Here is a 16,675-nt window from a genome sequence, read left to right as displayed (position 1 = left end):
CAAAATGGCGGCCGGATGCTGAGCAAGGGCGGTTTGGTACTGGCACTCAGCGTTTCAGACTTAGGGCGGAACTCACTTCAGCGCCAGTGGGCGGGTGGGGTGAAGCGCGAGTTGCTGTCTGATCCACTGGCAAAACTTCTTGCATACGCTGGCGTCCACCTTGTCTTTGCGGACAGAAAGGTAGTGACCGCGATCTTTCATCACGGTGGTGTGCGGCAGCGGACGCACCAAGTCACCGCTTTCCACCAAGGGGCCCACCAGATGGTGCCAGCCCAAAACAACCCCCTGGTGGGCCAGGGCCAACTGTACGATGCCCGGGTAGTCATTGCTGGTGAACAGCTGACGCGGAATGGTTGCGCTCCAACTGGTGTCCACATCGTGCAGTGCCAGCCACACTTTCCAGTCGATATGCTCCGAAATCTGCGAACGGCCGTAGGCGCTGATATCCAGCAGTGATAGGCCCAGCAGGTCTTCCGGCGTTTCGATGGGGCCATTGTTCTGCAAATAGTGCGGCGTGCAAACCGGGTAGACCTCGTCGTCAAACAAGTGCTCGCTGTCATAGCCATCACGTATGCTGGCCAGCTTGGCGATGTACACATCCGGCCGCACCCCAGCCTCCATGGCGATGAAATTCTGGGTGGCCAACACTGTCAGCTCGATATCCGGATTGTCTTGAATGAATTCGGGTAGCCGTTTGTGCAGCCACAGTGCGGAAAATGTGGGTGAGCAGCACACGATGAGGGTCTGCCGGCTTGGAATTCTCTTTCGCAGACGTTCAGCGGCCTGATGGATATTGATCAATGAAAGCTGGGCCGCATCCTTGAACATCTCGCCATCGGCAGTCAGCGTGACGGCTCTGCCCGAACGGACAAACAGCGCCGTCCCCAGGTAGTCCTCCAGTTCCCGCACTTGCTTGCTCACCGCTGCGGGGGTGACGCTCAATGCATGGGCCGCCCCCGTAAAACTGTTGAACTTTGCAGCAGCTAGAAAGGATTTGATGGCGCGCAGAGAAAGCGCACCGATCAATGTTTCGTTCAATTCAAATTGAAGTGCCATAACGATTGCTACTGACCTAAGGGGGATGCTCCGAAATTAGGGGCTGCCGGAGTCTGCACTGACAAGGACACTAATCTCATAGCCTAACAGGCAATGCTCAAGCGCACCGTACTATTGCACCGGATCAGGGGGCTGCCACTCACTGGCCAGATCCCCTTGCTGAACGCCAATAGGCCGAAAGCATGCGTACTTGGGTGCGGACGCTGCCGCCACTATCGACCTCGGTCAGCACGTCGTTGGTGATGGTGGGAATCAGGTCGGGCGAGACTTGCAGCCCGTTCTTGCGCAGGTCGGCCAAGCCCGATTCGCCGAAGTAAGCCGGCCCTCGGGCCAGCACGCCGCGATAAATCGTGTGGCGACATGCTGTTATCTCTCTGCCAGCCCCGGCAGCACCACCGCCAACTTCCCCAGCGCTATGTCAATCGAGTCGGCATCGATGCCGCCGTAGCCGAACAGTAGCCCTTGTTGTGAGGGCTCACCGGCATAGAAGGCTGAAATCCCGTACAGTCCGATGGACTCGTTGTGGGCGGCGGCGACGACGTCGCGTTCTTGCAGCCCCTGCCTGAGCCGGGCGATCAGGTGGATTCCGGCGGCGGGGACGATGGGGTCGAGCCATGGGCTGAGTTCGCCCTTGAGATGGGCGAGTAGGGCTTGGCGGCGTTCGGTGTAGTGCTTGTGCATGCGCCGCAGGTGTTTGGCGAAGTCTCCGTTCAGCATGAAGCTTGCCAGCGCGGTCTGGGTCAGGGTGCAGCCGTGCCAGTCGCCGATCTGCTTGGCCTTGAGCAGCGCCGCCAGCAGCGAGGAAGGTGGGACGACGTAGCCCATGCGCAGGTCGGGAAAGATGGTTTTGGAGAAGGTGCCGACGTAGGCCACCAGGCCGGCGCGGTCGAGGCTCTTGAGGGGTTCCATCGGCCGCCCTTCGAAACGGTACTCGCCGTCGTAATCGTCTTCGATGATGACCGCGCCGGAGCGCTGCGCCCATTCCAACAGCGCGATGCGGCGCTCCAGGCTCATCGGCATGCCGAGCGGGAACTGGTGCGAGGGCGTGACGTAGACCATGCGGGCGTTTTTCGGCAGTTGCTCGACGATGATTCCCTCCGCATCGACCGGCACCGGCACCACCTTGCCCCCTTGTGCTGTAAAGCAGGCGCGGGCGGGTGGATAACCGGGGTCTTCCACCGCCACCACGTCGCCCGGTTCAAGCACCACGCGCGCCATCAGGTCCAGCGCCTGCTGTGCGCCCTGGGTGACGATGACCTCTTGCCAGGCGCTGGTGACGGCGCGGTTGAAGGCGAGGTAGCGCGATATGGCGAGGCGCAGTTCCTGTTCGCCGGCCGGGTCTCGGTAGGCGCCGCGCTCCCGCGCTTGTATGCGCAGGGCGTGGTTGATGCAGCGCCGCCAGGTGTCGAAGGGGAACGGCGTCTTGTCGATGACACCGCCCATGAAGTCGAAGGGCAGGGTGGTGCCGGGCCTGGGCAGGGCCAGCCCGGCGGGAAGCCGGTCCCACAGCGGGGCGGCGGTGGCGCGGGCGGCGGGCTGTTGCGGTGGCTTGGGCGGCAGGCGCGTCAGGCTCCCAGCGATGAAGGTGCCATCGCCGGGACGGGTTTGGAGGAAGCCTTCTGAGCCCAGCCGTTCGAACACGTCGAGCGTGGTCTTGCGCGATACGCCGAGCTGCGCTGCCAGGTCGCGCGTTGAGGGCAGGCGCTCGCCGGCGGCGAGACGGCCGGCAAGGATGGCCTCGCGCAGTTGCCGGTAGATCTGCCCGGCCAGGTCATGGCTGCCTTGAATCGTTACCTGGATGTCCATCGCACTGGTTACCTTAAATTTCCCAAAAATGGTTATTTTTACACGCCACGGTACGGCCTAAGCTTACGCTCATAGTCCTGGTTTCAGGACGCAACGTGAACTTAAAGGAGTGCGCCATGGAACAACGTCTCGATTTCTACAAAGCCAGCCCGGGGGCTCTCAAGGCGATGCTGGGTCTCGAAGAGCAGGTCAGCACGTCCGGTCTGGAAAAATCGCTGCTTGAACTGGTGCGCCTGCGCGCCTCGCAGATCAACGGCTGCGCGTTCTGCCTGGACATGCACGTGACCGACGCGCGCAAGAACGGCGAGAGCGAGCGCCGTCTCGCCACCTTGTCGGCGTGGCGCGAAACACCGTTCTTCACCGACCGCGAACGCGCCGCGCTGGAGTGGACCGAGTCTTTGACGCTGGTGGCGCAGGACCACGTGCCGGATGCGACCTGGCAGGCGGTCAAGCCGTACTTCACCGACGCCGAAATCGCGGATCTGACGCTGCTGATCGTGGCCATCAACGGCTGGAACCGGTTTGCCATCGCGTTCCGCAAGATGCCGGCGTAACAGGGCAAGTCGTCCGGCATGGGGTCTTGTTCCTATCTTTTTTACTTGAACTTGACCCCATTCAAGGGGTTTCAGTGGTCGACAACAGAGGGTGAATCATGAAGATCGTTGTCATCGGCGGTACCGGCCTGATCGGCTCGAAGACCGTCCCCATTCTGCGCCAGGCTGGCCACGAAGTCGTCGCCGCCTCGCCCAAAAGCGGCGTCAACACTATCACCGGCGTGGGGCTCCAAGAGGCCATGTCCGGTGCGCAGGTGGTGATCGACCTTTCCAATGCGCCCTCTTGGGAAGACCAGGCGGTCCTGGAATTTTTCCAAACGTCCGGCCGCAACGTTCACGCGGCGGAGGCCGCAGCGGGCGTACAACACCATGTTGCGCTATCCATCGTCGGAACCGACCGGATGCCGGGCAATGGCTATTTTCGCGCCAAGGTCGCCCAGGAGAAACTGACCGAGGCCTCCGGCATCCCCTACACCATCATTCGCTCGACCCAGTTCATGGAATTTCTCGGCGGCATCGCCGATTCAAGTACGGATGGAAACACGGTCAGGCTTGCGCCCGGCCTGTTCCAGGCCATCGCGTCGGACGACGTTGCAGCCCTTGTCGCCGATGTGGCGCTCACGGCGCCGCGAAGCGGCATCGTCGAGATCGCGGGGCCGGGACGTGCGCCGTTCAACGAAATCGTCGCCCGCTATCTGAAGGCGATTGGCGACCGGCGTGAGGTCGTGTCTGACCCCGAGGCCCGATACTTCGGCGGTCGGGTCGAGGAGTATTCGCTGGTGCCGTTGGGTGAGGCACGTCTCGGCAGCATCGGTTTGGATGAATGGTTACGCCGCTCGCAGGCCGGGGCCTGATCCTGCATCCGCCAACCAAATAACAGGAGGTTCCATGAAACGCATTCTTTGTTCGCTGCTGGTTGCCGCCCTACCGTTCGGCAGCGCCCTTGCGGAGGCGCCGAAGGCGAAGAGCGCCAAGGTGACCCTCGTCTACCAGCACGAGTTGCCGAATGCTCCCGGCAAGAGCATCAAGGGTGTGCTCGTTGAATACGGCCCGGGTGGCTACTCGCCTGGTCACACGCATGCCAAGTCCGCCTTCATCTATGCGACGGTGCTGGAGGGGGCGATCAAGAGCCAAGTGAACGATGGGCCGGTGACGGTCTACAAGGCCGGGCAGAACTTCGCCGAGATGCCCGGCGACCGCCACGCCGTCAGCGCCAATGCCAGCGAGACGCAGCCAGCCAAGCTCCTCGCGGTGTTCGTGGTGGATACGGGCGAGGCGGAGTTGACGACTCCCTTCGCGAACTGAGGCATGCAAAGACAACGGGCCATCGCCAGCACGGCGATGGCCCGTTTGCACGCGACGGGGCGGCGCGGCCCGGGCATGGAGGGTCGAATACTCGGAAGAGTATGGGAACTTGCCTTGCCGGTCTCGGTCGCACTTAGGTAAGTTCACCGTATCGCACCGCTCAATGGAGACGTTACCGTCTGTATGTGCAACGGTGGGGGCCGAAAGCCCGTTCAAATAAGCGCATGGTTCCTCGATGTTCGAGGCGTTCCATCGCAGCATCAATTACTTAGCGGACACTCAAGAGCGTAGAAGACAGGTCTTCACAGCTCGGGGGAAAGCTGCGTCTTCTATACTCGTGTCCGCGTATTCACTTCGGCTCCTGCGCCGACGCTTACAGCACTCCTGATCGGTCTTGCCATAGGAGTCAGATCATGCGTTTGTCAGCCAACGAGGTAGTCGCGCGGAGTAGGGATGCAGAATTGGACAAGCCCCCGGCGGGAGGCCGGCAGCCCGCGTCCCATCTTGTCTCCCGCCTCAACATGCTCGGAAAGACCCTGCGACCCACCCCCAATGTGCGATTGGATGTGGCCGGGATGAATCTTTTCGCCAAGCTCGAGTATGTCAACCCGATCGGGAGCATCAAGGACCGCTCCGCTTACTGGATACTCAAACGAGCCGCCGAGCGCGGGCAGATCAACGAAGCGACGACGGTGATCGAGTCCTCGTCCGGCAACTTCGCCAACGCGCTCGCCACGCTCACGCACCTGGTCGGCCTTGAATTCATTCCGGTGATCGACCCCAACATCTCGGGCCTCTACGAGTCTTTCCTGCGGCGCTTGTGCCCGACGGTGGTGAAGGTCGAGGAACGTGACGACACCGGCGGATTTCTGAAGACCCGCCTGCAGATGGTGAAGCACCTGTGCGCCACGATTCCGGATGCCTACTGGACCAACCAGTACGGCAACCCGGACGCGCTGGAAGCGCACTACGAACTCACGGCGGGCGAGATCTGCGCCGATTTCGATTCGCTCGATTATGTCTTCGTCGCCGTCAGTACGGCGGGCACCATCGCCGGTGTATCGCGTCGCCTCAAGGAGCATTTCCCGAAGGTCCAGATCGTCGGCGTCGATAGCGAAGGCTCCGTCATCTTTGGCGGGGAGCCTCACAAACGCCATATTCCCGGCATCGGGTCGAGCATCGTCCCCCCCTTGCTGGCGGAGGCGGAGGTTGACGAGGTGGTCTTGATTCCCGAGCGCGAAACCGTCGCAGCGTGCCAGGAACTTCTCACGACTCATGGGCTGTTCGTCGGCGGGTCGAGCGGGACGGCGTTCGCGGCGGTGAAGCGGCTGGCGCCGAAGATGACGGAATCCGGGCTGCCTACCGTGTTGTTCCTGTGCGCCGACCGCGGCACGCCCTACCTCGACACGGTATACGACCCCGCGTGGGCGGCCAGGCTGGAGTAGAGGAGAATGTCATGGAATTCGAGCTGTCTATCATCAACGGCAAGACCGTTTCCGACATCATCCGCGCCCAGCGCGACGCCTGTGTCGAGATTGTCCAGAACGCCTACCTCGCGCATGCCGGCGGGCATTCCGTCAACCCGGACAGTTACTTCCTGCGTTTCCCCGAGAAGCCGGATTGCCGCATCATCGCGCTGCCGGCCTATCTCGGGGGCGGCTTCGATGTGGCTGGGTTGAAGTGGATCGCGAGCTTTCCCGGTAACGTCCAGCGTGGTTTCCCGCGCGCCTCGGCGGTGCTCGTGCTCAATCGCTACGACACCGGCTATCCCTTCGCCATTCTCGAGAGTTCGATCATCTCGGCCTCGCGCACGGCCGCGTCGGCCACCTTGGCCGCGTTCTGGCTGAACGGGCAATCGCGCCGCGCGCGCTCGCTGGGCATCGTGGGCAACGGGTTCATCGCCCGCTACGTCTATGAGTTCCTGGTCGATACCGGGTGGGAGATCGAGGAGGTGCGGCTGTACGATCGCTCGCCGCTCGAGAGCGAGAAATTCATCAAGACGGCGTGCCACCCCGAGCGGCACCGCAGGGTGACGGTGGCTCCCGATGTGGAGGGGCTGATCAGGGCCTGTGATCTGATCGTGTTCGCCACCGTCGCTGCGACGCCCCACATCACCGACTCGGCCCTGTTCGAGCACAACCCGCTGGTGTTGCATATCTCCCTGCGCGATCTCGCGCCGGGGATACTGCTGGGTGCACAGAACGTGGTCGACGATGTCGAGCACGTCATGAAGGCCAACACCTCCCCTCATCTTGCCCTGCAACAGACGGGCAACCGCGATTTCGTGACCGGTACGTTGGCCGAAGTCATGCTCGGGAAGTGCTCGGTCGATCGCCGCCGCCCGATCATCTTCTCGCCCTTCGGCATGGGGATACTCGACCTGGCGGTCGGTAAGTGGGTGTACGACCAGGCGGTCGCCGCCGGCCAAGACCTGCGTCTGTCCGACTTCTTCTACGAGGTCGTACGATGAGGGCCGTAACGACGATGGCGGATCAGCACGGCGGCACCGCCATACGTACAGAAAGCATCCTCGCCGAGGTACTGGCCGGGGTCATGGATATCGACCATGTGCCAGCCGATAGTCACTTTTTCAAGGAGTTAGGGGCCGATTCGCTGGTGATGGCCCATTTCTGCGCGCGATTGAGAAAGCGCGGCGACCTGCCGTCGGTATCGATGAAGGATATCTACGCGCACCCGACGATCAGAAGCCTGGCCGCGGCGCTGGCGGACGCGGCTCCCGCCACCGGCAAGCCGCCGGCGGCAGCGTTGGCGCCGGCGACGCCGACCAGCGCGCGCGAGCATGTCGTGTGCGGTGTGCTGCAAGCGTTGTTCTACCTCGGGTATTCCTACCTCGGCGTCATTGCCGCCATTGCGGGCTATCAGTGGCTGGTGGCCGATGCCATGGGCGTCGAGAAGGTGCTGCGCCTGGCCCTGTTCGGCAGCGTGGTTTTCTTCGCCGTGAGCGTGCTGCCGATCGCGGTGAAGTGGCTGCTGATCGGCCGCTGGAAGCCGCAGCAGATCCGGCTCTGGAGCTTGGGCTATGTCCGCTTCTGGGTGGTCAAGGCCCTGATCTGGTCGAACCCCGGCGTCTATTTATGCGTCGGTTCGCCCTTGTACAATTTCTATCTGAGGGCGTTGGGGGCGAAAATCGGGCCGGGGGTCGTGATCCTGTCGCGGCACATTCCGGTGTGCACCGACCTGCTCACGATCGGCGCCGGAACCGTGATCCGCCGGGATGCGATGTTTCTCTGCTACCGGGCGCAGGCCGGCCGGATCGAGACCGGGCCGGTGACGCTGGGCCGGGACGCGTTTGTCGGTGAAATGTCCGTGCTCGACATCGACACGGCCATGGGCGATGGGGCACAGCTCGGTCATACCTCCGCCTTGCATCGCGGCCAGTCGGTGCCGGCCGGCGAGCGCTGGCACGGCTCCCCGGCACAGCGCACCGATACCAACTATGTGAGAGTGGCGCCGGCGCCGTGCGGCAGGCTGCGTCGAGCCGCGTATGCCGCTTTTACCTTGATCATCGTCCTCTTTGTGTGGGCGCCGCTCCTGGAGTGGGGCCTCGGCCTGCTGTTCCTCCAGGTGTCGTCGCTGGTCGAGATGCTGGACCCGGCCCTGCAAACGAGCGGCGGGGTGTTGACGGCGCGGGGGCTGCTGACCGAGGCGCTGGTGTTCTCGGCCGTCTTCTTCTTCGGCATGCTGCTGGTCGGTCTGCTGGCCCTCGGCACCCTGCCGCGTGTCTTGAACCTGTTCCTCAGGCCGGACACGGTCTACCCGCTCTACGGCTTCCGCTACGCCATGCATCGCGCCATCGTGGGCTTGGGCAGGCTGAGGTTCTTCCCGGTGCTGTTCGGCGACAGTTCGTACATCGTCCACTTCCTGGAGTGGATCGGCTATCGCCTGTCTCCCGTGGTGCAGACCGGGTCGAATTTCGGCAGCGAGGTGATCACCACGAACCCCTTGCTCACCACCGTGGGCAGCGGAACGATGGTCTCCGACGGCCTATACCTGATCAACGACGAAATCTCCAGCACCTCGTTCAAGGTGTCCCGGACGGCGATCGGGTCGCGCAACTTCGTGGGCAACTACGTGACCTACCCGCCGGGGGCGCGGACGGCCGACAACTGCCTGCTCGCGATCAAGGTGATGGTGCCGCTCGACGGCAGGGTGCGCCAAGGGGTGGGCTTGCTGGGCTCGCCGCCTTTCGAGATTCCGCGCTCGGTCGAGCGCGACAGCCGATTCGATCATCTGCGGACGGGTGAGGCGATGCGTCGCGGCCTGGCTGCCAAGAACCGCTTCAACCTGCGGACGATCGGCATTTTCCTGCTGACCCGGTGGGTCGGTGTCTTCCTGATCGTGCTCATCGACGTGGCCGCCGTGCGGTTTTTCTACGACACGTTCGCCCATGTGCTCATGGCGGCGCTCTTCGCGCTGAGCGCGGTTGTCGCCGCGGTCTACTACGCCCTGGTGGAGCGCGGCTTCGAAGCGATCGGCCCGCCACCGCCGGCCATCTGCTCCATCTACGACCCGGGTTTCTGGTGGGTCGAACGCAACTGGAAGCTGCACCCGATCAACTTCCTCCACCTCTTCGACGGTACGCCCTTCAAGAGCGTGCTGTGGCGGTTGATCGGGGTGCGCTTGGGCAAGCGGGTATTCGATGACGGTACCCATATTTCCGAGCCGACCCTGACTACCATCGGGGACGAATGCGTTCTCAATCACCGCAGCAAGATCCAGTGCGACTCGCAGGAGGATGGCACCTACAAGTCCGGCCATACCGCGCTCGGCGCCGGTTGCACGGTCGGGGTGGGCGCCTTCGTGCACTACGGCGTGACGATGAGCGACGGCTCGGTACTCGCCGCGGACTCCTTCCTCATGAAGGGAGAGACGGTGCCAGCCAACGCTCAGTGGGGCGGGAACCCGGCCAGGGAGATCTGAGATGAACCCTATCGCATTACGAAAAGACGGCGCCACGGCCGAGCACAGCCGGGTGTTCTGGCACGATGTCCTCCTCGCCGGCGACTTCGCCGCGCTGCCGCGCTGGACCCTCGATCCGGTACCCGGCGTCGGGGAAGTGGAAGCGGCGATTCCCGATGAACTCGTGACGGCACTGTACCGGCTGGTGAATAAGCTGGCGGTACCGCTCAGTTCGGTGCTGTTGACCGCGCACGCCAAGGTGCTCGGCGCGCTCTGCGGGGAGAGCGAGGTGACCGCCGGCTACGCCGTGCCGGGCGGCCCGCCGTTGCCGCTCCCGATGTCGATCGGGCCCCGGTCGTGGCGGCAGGTGCTGCTGGAAACCGCGCGGGCGGAGTCGGCGCTGCTGTTGCACCGGAATTTTCCGGTCGAGGCGCTGAGACGGGAACTCGGCCTCACCGAGCCCCTGTTCGAAACCGTGTTCGATACCACCCGGGCGCGCGGTGCCGCGCTGGGCGACGGTATCGTGCTCCATCTCGCCCTGGTGCAAGGCGAGGGGCTCGCGCTGCGGCTGCGTTACCGGACGGATGTCATCGACGGCGAGTGCGCCGCCAGAATCGCCGGCTATCACCTCGCCGCGCTGGCGGCGCTGGCGGCCGATCCCGATGCCGAGCCGGCACGGCAGAGTCTGCTCTCCCCCGAGGAGTGGCGTTTCCAGCTCGATGGCCTCGCCGGGCCGCAGCGCACGCTGCCGGAGCGCCGGGCCCACGAGCTGTTCGAAGAACAGGCGCGGGCGCACCCGGATGCCGTGGCGGCCGTGCACGGCGACGGGCAGCTGACCTATGGCCAGCTCAATGCCCGCGCCAACCATCTGGCGCGGATGCTGTTGGCGCACGGCCTGGGCCGTGAAGGCGTGGTCGCCGTGGTGACCGAGCGCAACCTGGACTGGCTGAGCGCGGTGCTCGCCATCTTCAAGGCCGGTGGCGCCTACCTGCCGATCGAGCCGCATTTCCCCGCCGACCGCATCGCGCGCACGCTCAACCGGGCCGATTGCCGGCTGGTGCTGGCCGAGCGCGGCAGCACCGGGATGCTGGATCAGGCGCTCGATGCACCAGCCGGAATCCCCGAGGGCATCGAGAAACTGTTCATCGATGCGGCCTGGGCGGCGGATTTTTCCGAGGGCGATGTCGGGGTCGAGGTCACGCCCGGTCAGCTTGCCTACATCTACTTCACCTCCGGCTCGACCGGCGAACCCAAGGGGGCGATGTGCGAGCACGCCGGCATGCTCAACCACCTGTTCGCCAAGATCGACGACTTGAACATCGGTGCCGGAACGGTGGTCGCCCAGACGGCGCCGCAGTGCTTCGATATCTCGCTGTGGCAGCTGGTGTCCGCGCTGCTGGTCGGCGGGCGGACGCTGCTGGTGGATCAGGACGTGATCATGGACGCCAGGCGCTTTGTCGACAAGATCGTCGAGGCCAGGGTCAACGTGCTGCAGGTGGTGCCGTCCTATCTCGACGTCGTCCTGAGCGAGCTGAAGCGGCACCCGCGCGCGCTGCCGGACCTGCGCTGCGTGGCGGTCACCGGCGAGGCGTTGAAGAAGGAGCTGACGCAACGCTGGTTCGCGGCCCAGCCCGCTATCCGGCTGGTGAACGTTTACGGCCTGACCGAGACCTCCGACGACACCAATCACGAGGTGATGGACGGCGTGCCCAGCCGCGAGCGCGTGCCGCTCGGCCGCCCCGTCAACAATGCGCATGTCTACGTCGTCGACGAGCAGTTGTCGCCGGTGCCGCTCGGCGCACCGGGCGAGATCGTGTTCTCCGGGGTCTGCGTCGGGCGCGGCTACGTCAACGATCCGGAGCGCACGCAACGCGCCTTCATGGCCGACCCGAACAGCCCGGGGCAGCGGTTGTACCGCAGCGGCGATTTCGGCCGCTGGCTGCCCGAAGGCAAGCTGGAGTTCCTCGGCCGCCGCGATGCGCAGGTCAAGATCAGCGGCTTCCGGATCGAGCTGGGCGAGATCGAGAACACGCTGTTGCGCTTGCCGGGGGTGCGGGACGGCGCGGTCGTCGTCGCCGAGCGGGCAGACCGCAGCAAGCACTTGGTGGCTTTTTATTCCGGCGAGCGGCAGCTCGATGCCGACACGCTGCAGAAGCAGCTTGGCGAGTCGCTGCCCACGTACATGGTGCCGTCGGCGTTCCATTGGCAAAGAACGCTGCCCTTGACGGGCAACGGCAAGATCGACCGGAAGGCCTTGACGGCTCTCGCCGGCGAGCTCGACATGGCCAAAGCCGATGGCGAGCGCGCCAGCACGCCGACCGAGCAACGGCTGGCGGCCGCATGGGCCGAGATTCTCGGCATTTCGCCGGAGCAGGTGGGCCGGGGGGCTCACTTCTTCGAACTCGGCGGCACCTCGCTGTCGGCACTGAGGCTGGCGATCAAGTTGAACCGCGCGGTTTCGGTGAAGGACCTGGCGGATCACCCGGTGCTCGCCGATCTGGCCAGCCTGGTGGACGCGCGGTCCGCACAGCGGCGGCTGGCTGCGCCAGAAGGGCAGCCCTGCCGCCACCACCGCATCAGTCAGCAAAGGAGGTAATCCGAAATGTCATCACTCTTTGCAACCGCATCATCTTCCGTGCCGACCTCATCGCTCGATGTGGAGGTGCGATCCGTTAAGCCGCCGTTGCTGCGGGTGGACGCCAGCGCAGACGCACGCCGCTGGGTCGCCGAGCATCGCGACGAGCTGCGTGCCGCCGTCGTCGAACACGGCGCGCTGCTGGTGCGCGGCCTCGGCTTGCGCGACGTGGAGGAGGTGGGCGTCGTATTCGGGCAACTGGGCCGCCCGATGATCGAGCGGGAGGCGTTCGCCACCCGGCAGCGCTACGCCGATGGGCTCTATTCCTCGTCGAAGTGGCCGCCCAGCCAGCCCATGTGCATGCACCACGAACTCAGCTATGCGCTCGAATCTCCCTCCCTCATGTTGTTCGCCTGTCTCACCGCGCCCACCGAGGAGGGCGCGACGCCGTTGGCCGACGAGACGGTGATAGGGCGAGCGCTACCGGCGGATCTGGTCGACCGCTTCGAGCGGCTGGGGTGGCTGTTGGTCCGCAACTACAACGACGAGATCGGGGCGTCGATCGCCGAAGCCTTCGGCAGTGGCGAGCGCCAGGCCGTCGAGAGCTACTGCCGTGCGCAGGCGATCCGCTTCGAGTGGCAGCCCGATGGCGCCTTGCGCACCTGGCAGCGCCGCAGCGCCGTGGTGCGCCATCCGCGTACCGGCCAGCGCTGCTGGTTCAACCAGATCGCCTTCCTCAACGAGTGGACGATAGACCCGGAGGTGCGCGAATACCTCGTGGACGTCTACGGCGAGGACGGGCTGCCGTTCAATACGCGTTTCGGCAACGGCGACCCGATCGGCCCGGACATCGTGCAAACGATCAACGAGGTCTATACCGCCCACACCGTGCGCGACGCCTGGCAGTCCGGCGACCTGATGCTGGTGGACAACATCCGCACCGCGCACGCCAGGGAACGCTTCGAGGGGCCGCGCGAGGTGCTGGTCGGCATGGCCGACGCGCTGAACGTGGCCGACTGCTCGCCGACCATCGAGGTGGCCGGCGATTGACGAAGGCCGCCATGCCGTTAAAGGAGCTTGCAAATGTCAGCAGGAAAATTCGAGACGGTGTTGCCGGACGAGCCGGTGTTCTGGGATGTCGAGCAGAGACCGAGCCGCCAGTCGGAAACGGAAGCCATTCTCCCGGTGGAACATGTCCGTGTCCTGGTCTGTGACCCGATCCCTAGCGTGGCGGTCGAGCGGATGCGCGAAGGCGGGCTGCTGGTGGACGAGTGGATCGGCCTCTCGCCCGCGATGCTTGAGGAACTGATCGGCGATTACGACGCCGTCGTCGTGCGCTCCGCCACGCGGCTCGGCGCGCAGCAGCTCGCGGCGGCCCAGCGGTTGCGGCTGATCGTCCGCGCCGGTGTCGGCACCGACAACATCGATCTTGCCGCGGCGGCGTCCCAGGGGATCGCCGTACTGAACACGCCCAAGGCCTCGACCGGCTCGGTGGCCGAGCTGGCCCTGGGCATGCTTCTCGCCCTGGCGCGACGCATCCCGCAGGCCGATGCCGCCGTGAAGTCGGGAGGTTGGCCGAAGAAAGAGTTCTCGGATGGGATCGAACTCGCCGGCAAGACGCTCGGCATCATCGGCGTGGGCCGGATCGGGGGAGCCCTGGGGCGTTGTGCCGCCGCGCTCGGCATGGTCGTTGTCGGGGCCGACAAGGCCGCCGAACCCGTGGGACGCTTCGAGGGTCTCGCACTGCTCTCGCTCGAGGCGCTCCTTGCGTGTGCCGACTTCGTTTCGATTCACACCCCGCCGAGCAAGGCGGGACGCGCCGTGATCGGGAAGAAGGAGATCGCGCGCATGAAGGACGGTGTCCTGCTGGTCAACTGCGCGCGTGGCGGTTTGGTGGACGAGGAGGCGCTCCTCACCGCCCTCGACTCGGGCAAGGTGCGCGGGGCCGCGCTCGATGTGTTCGCCGGGGAACCTCCCAGCGACCTGCGGCTCGCCCGCCATCCCCATGTCATCTGCACGCCGCACTTGGGCGCTTCGACGCGCGAGGCCCAGGCCCGGATCGGCGTGGAGATCGCTCAGCTCATGCTGGAGCAGTTGTAGCGCTCCGTCACAGGCGGGAGTCCGTCATGTTTCAACTGCCCTCCCACGAAGTGCATGTCTGGCGCGCCAGTCTGGACGTTTCCCCGGAAACGTCGGCGCGCCTCCAGGCGACGCTCTCAGACGACGAATGCCGACGCAGCGCACGGTTTCGCTTCGAGCGCGATCGACGGCGGTTTGTCGCCGCGCATGGCGTGCTGCGCGCGCTTCTGGGGAACTATCTTCAGACCCCGGCCGACCGCGTACGCTACGTGTACAACGCCTTCGGCAAACCGGGCCTCAGCCCTGAATTCGACGGCCGGCTCGCGTTCAATCTGTCCCACTCGGGCGATCTGGCCCTTGTCGCCATCGCCGCCGACGCCAGGCTCGGCATCGATCTTGAACGCCTCCGGGAGCAAGCCGATTACGCCGACATCGCGCACTATTTCTTCTCGGCGGCCGAGGCCGACCAGTTGAGTGCGCTGCCGGAGCCGCTTTGCGCCGATGCCTTTCTCGCGTGCTGGACCAAGAAGGAGGCGTACCTGAAAGCCTGCGGCAACGGCCTTGCCGGGCAGCTGGATGGTTTTTCGGTTCCCCTGACGACCGATCCGGGTGAGGGGCCGGCAAACCTCGACGGCGCTTCCGGCGAGATCGCTCCGGAAAGGCCGTGGTCGCTGTACACGCTCCAGCCGGCGCCGGGCTATATCGGGGCGCTGGCCATCGAGGGGCGTGGCTGGCGCGTGAGTGAACGCCAGTGGGAGCATGACGGAAGCGGGTGAAACGGCACGAAAGCCATGACCACGCATCATCGCTGTCATGGCTTGTCTTGGTGACTGGCGCCGGGCGGCCGGCTTGGCGCCGCGAACAAACCCCTGTGCAACGATCTTGGCAAGGCCGCGCAACAACGCCAGGAGGGGTTTGTCAGTGGCTCTCAGCCCTGGAGTTTGCGCACCAGCCCTTCCATCGCCAGGGTGTAGCCGAGCACGCCGAAGCCGACCACGATGCCGGCGGCGGCCGGCGAGACGTAGGAGTGGTGGCGGAACGACTCGCGGGCGTGCACGTTGGAGATGTGGATTTCGATCACCGGCAGGTCGCCGACGCCCTTGATTGCATCGTGCAGCGCGATCGAGGTGTGCGTCAGCGCGCCGGGGTTGATGACGACGCCGAGCAGGGTGCCGTCACGAAACGCCTGGCCGGCTTCGTGGATCTTGTCGAGCAGGGCGCCTTCCCAGTTGCTCTGGAAGCATTCCACCTCGTAGCCCAGGCGCTCGCCGGTTTCCTTGCACATCGCCTCGACGTCGGCCAGCGTGGTGTGGCCGTACTGGGCCGGCTCGCGCGTCCCCAGCAGGTTCAGGTTGGGGCCGTTCAGTACCAGAATTTTTTTCATCGTTCGTCCTCGTTCAATACTTGATCTGCGATACCGCGCGCAGTTCGTCCGGGGTGGCGGTGCCGAAGCCGAAGAACTCCAGGTAGGCGGGAATCATCTCGAACAGCATGTCGGTGCCGACCTGCACTTGGCAACCCTTTTCCAGCGCGGCGCGCAGCAGCGGGGTGTATTCCGACTTCATCACCACCTCGCCGACGAAGGTGCTCGGGGCGATGCGTGCGACGTCGAACGGCAGCGGATCGTCGTCGTTCATGCCCACCGGGGTGGCGTTGACCACCACGTCGTAACCGGCCGGGTCGTTGGAGCCGGTGTGGATGACGAGCTGCGGGTAGTGCTCGGCGAGGCGTCCCGCCAGGGCCTGGGCCGAGGCGTCGCGGGTGTCGAACAGGGCCAGCTCCGCCACGCCGGCGGCCGCCAGCGACGCGGCGATGGCGGAGCCGACGCCGCCGCAGCCGGACACGAGCACGCGGGTGCCGGCGAGGCGGCGGCCCTTGCGCTCGACGCCGCGCACGAAACCGGCGCCGTCGAACTGGTCGCCCAGCAGGGAGCCGTCCGGGCGCAGCAGGATGGCGTTGCAGGCGCCGGCGATCCTGGCGGTCGGGGTGGCGTCGTCGACCAGGTCGAGCGTGGTGATCTTGTGCGGCATGGTCACCAGCGCGCCGCGGATATTGCTCAGCCGGAACAGCGATTTGAGAAAGACCGCGTAGTCGTCCGGCTTGACGCCCATCGGCACCACCACGGCGTCGATGCCTTGTTTCTCGAACCACGGGTTGTAAATCATCGGCGCCTTGAAGGCTTCGGTCGGGTAGCCGAGGTGGGCGATCAGGGTGGTTTTGCCGCTAATCATCGAGTCATTCCTCCATTGTTGGTTTAGTCATGCAAACGTCGGGCGTTTGTCACGGCGCCCCGTGCCAGGGGCGGGATGGTGTTGCTTGGGCCGGATGGATGGCCATGGCCGGGGCCAAATCCCCGGCCTTGTGTTCGAGTCGTTGTCAG

Annotated in this window: 15 protein-coding genes; 10 read left to right on the top strand and 5 right to left on the bottom strand. The window is 65.0% G+C overall.

Annotation, left to right across the window (positions count from 1 at the left end; genetic code table 11):
• Positions 1-72: 72 nt before the first annotated feature.
• From FURADRAFT_RS04675 to pdxR, 3 genes are all read right to left on the bottom strand, one after another.
• Positions 73-1,056: a LysR substrate-binding domain-containing protein gene (locus FURADRAFT_RS04675; protein ID WP_008952967.1), complete on the bottom strand. Its 984-nt coding sequence runs from the start codon at positions 1,054-1,056 to the stop codon at positions 73-75.
• A 139-nt stretch (positions 1,057-1,195) separates the two neighbouring features.
• Positions 1,196-1,393, bottom strand: coding sequence for a hypothetical protein (locus tag FURADRAFT_RS04670; RefSeq protein WP_040652365.1), 198 nt, complete (start codon positions 1,391-1,393; stop codon positions 1,196-1,198).
• Positions 1,394-1,422: 29 nt separating this feature from the next.
• A complete protein-coding gene (gene pdxR, locus FURADRAFT_RS04665; protein ID WP_008952966.1) occupies positions 1,423-2,862 on the bottom strand; it encodes a MocR-like pyridoxine biosynthesis transcription factor PdxR in 1,440 nt (479 codons plus the stop codon).
• 116 nt (positions 2,863-2,978) lie between these two features.
• Here pdxR and FURADRAFT_RS04660 point away from each other — a divergent pair, with 116 nt between their 5' ends.
• The 10 genes from FURADRAFT_RS04660 (at position 2,979) to FURADRAFT_RS04615 (ending at position 15,071) form a co-directional block, all read left to right on the top strand.
• Positions 2,979-3,416, top strand: coding sequence for a carboxymuconolactone decarboxylase family protein (locus FURADRAFT_RS04660; RefSeq protein ID WP_008952965.1), 438 nt, complete (start codon positions 2,979-2,981; stop codon positions 3,414-3,416).
• Between the two features lie 98 nt (positions 3,417-3,514).
• Positions 3,515-4,270, top strand: coding sequence for an SDR family oxidoreductase (locus tag FURADRAFT_RS04655; protein ID WP_008952964.1), 756 nt, complete (start codon positions 3,515-3,517; stop codon positions 4,268-4,270).
• A 34-nt stretch (positions 4,271-4,304) separates the two neighbouring features.
• A complete protein-coding gene (locus FURADRAFT_RS04650) occupies positions 4,305-4,721 on the top strand; it encodes a cupin domain-containing protein (protein ID WP_008952963.1) in 417 nt (138 codons plus the stop codon).
• A 413-nt stretch (positions 4,722-5,134) separates the two neighbouring features.
• Complete coding sequence (gene sbnA, locus FURADRAFT_RS04645) at positions 5,135-6,166, top strand: 2,3-diaminopropionate biosynthesis protein SbnA (RefSeq protein ID WP_008952962.1); 1,032 nt, start codon at positions 5,135-5,137, stop codon at positions 6,164-6,166.
• A gap of 11 nt (positions 6,167-6,177) precedes the next feature.
• Positions 6,178-7,191: a 2,3-diaminopropionate biosynthesis protein SbnB gene (gene sbnB, locus FURADRAFT_RS04640; RefSeq protein ID WP_008952961.1), complete on the top strand. Its 1,014-nt coding sequence runs from the start codon at positions 6,178-6,180 to the stop codon at positions 7,189-7,191.
• A gap of 14 nt (positions 7,192-7,205) precedes the next feature.
• Positions 7,206-9,662: a Pls/PosA family non-ribosomal peptide synthetase gene (locus FURADRAFT_RS04635; RefSeq protein ID WP_040652363.1), complete on the top strand. Its 2,457-nt coding sequence runs from the start codon at positions 7,206-7,208 to the stop codon at positions 9,660-9,662.
• Between the two features lies 1 nt (position 9,663).
• Positions 9,664-12,237: a non-ribosomal peptide synthetase gene (locus tag FURADRAFT_RS04630; protein ID WP_008952959.1), complete on the top strand. Its 2,574-nt coding sequence runs from the start codon at positions 9,664-9,666 to the stop codon at positions 12,235-12,237.
• Positions 12,238-12,303: 66 nt separating this feature from the next.
• Positions 12,304-13,266 (top strand): TauD/TfdA family dioxygenase, encoded by a 963-nt coding sequence (locus FURADRAFT_RS04625; RefSeq protein WP_236261536.1) that lies wholly within the window; start codon positions 12,304-12,306, stop codon positions 13,264-13,266.
• A 33-nt stretch (positions 13,267-13,299) separates the two neighbouring features.
• Positions 13,300-14,316, top strand: coding sequence for an NAD(P)-dependent oxidoreductase (locus FURADRAFT_RS04620; protein ID WP_008952957.1), 1,017 nt, complete (start codon positions 13,300-13,302; stop codon positions 14,314-14,316).
• Between the two features lie 26 nt (positions 14,317-14,342).
• The gene (locus tag FURADRAFT_RS04615; protein WP_008952956.1) at positions 14,343-15,071 is read left to right on the top strand and encodes a 4'-phosphopantetheinyl transferase family protein; all 729 of its coding nucleotides are present in this window, start codon (positions 14,343-14,345) and stop codon (positions 15,069-15,071) included.
• A gap of 152 nt (positions 15,072-15,223) precedes the next feature.
• On the opposite strand, the gene aroQ is transcribed toward FURADRAFT_RS04615, so the two are convergent.
• Positions 15,224-15,679, bottom strand: coding sequence for a type II 3-dehydroquinate dehydratase (aroQ, locus tag FURADRAFT_RS04610; protein WP_008952955.1), 456 nt, complete (start codon positions 15,677-15,679; stop codon positions 15,224-15,226).
• A gap of 13 nt (positions 15,680-15,692) precedes the next feature.
• Complete coding sequence (locus FURADRAFT_RS04605; protein WP_008952954.1) at positions 15,693-16,526, bottom strand: shikimate dehydrogenase family protein; 834 nt, start codon at positions 16,524-16,526, stop codon at positions 15,693-15,695.
• Positions 16,527-16,675: the final 149 nt, after the last annotated feature.

It is taken from the genome of Pseudogulbenkiania ferrooxidans 2002, from assembly GCF_000174355.1.
Lineage (GTDB): Bacteria > Pseudomonadota > Gammaproteobacteria > Burkholderiales > Chromobacteriaceae > Pseudogulbenkiania > Pseudogulbenkiania ferrooxidans.
Note: the sequence above shows the minus strand (reverse complement) of the source record. Positions and strands in the feature narration are given on the sequence as shown.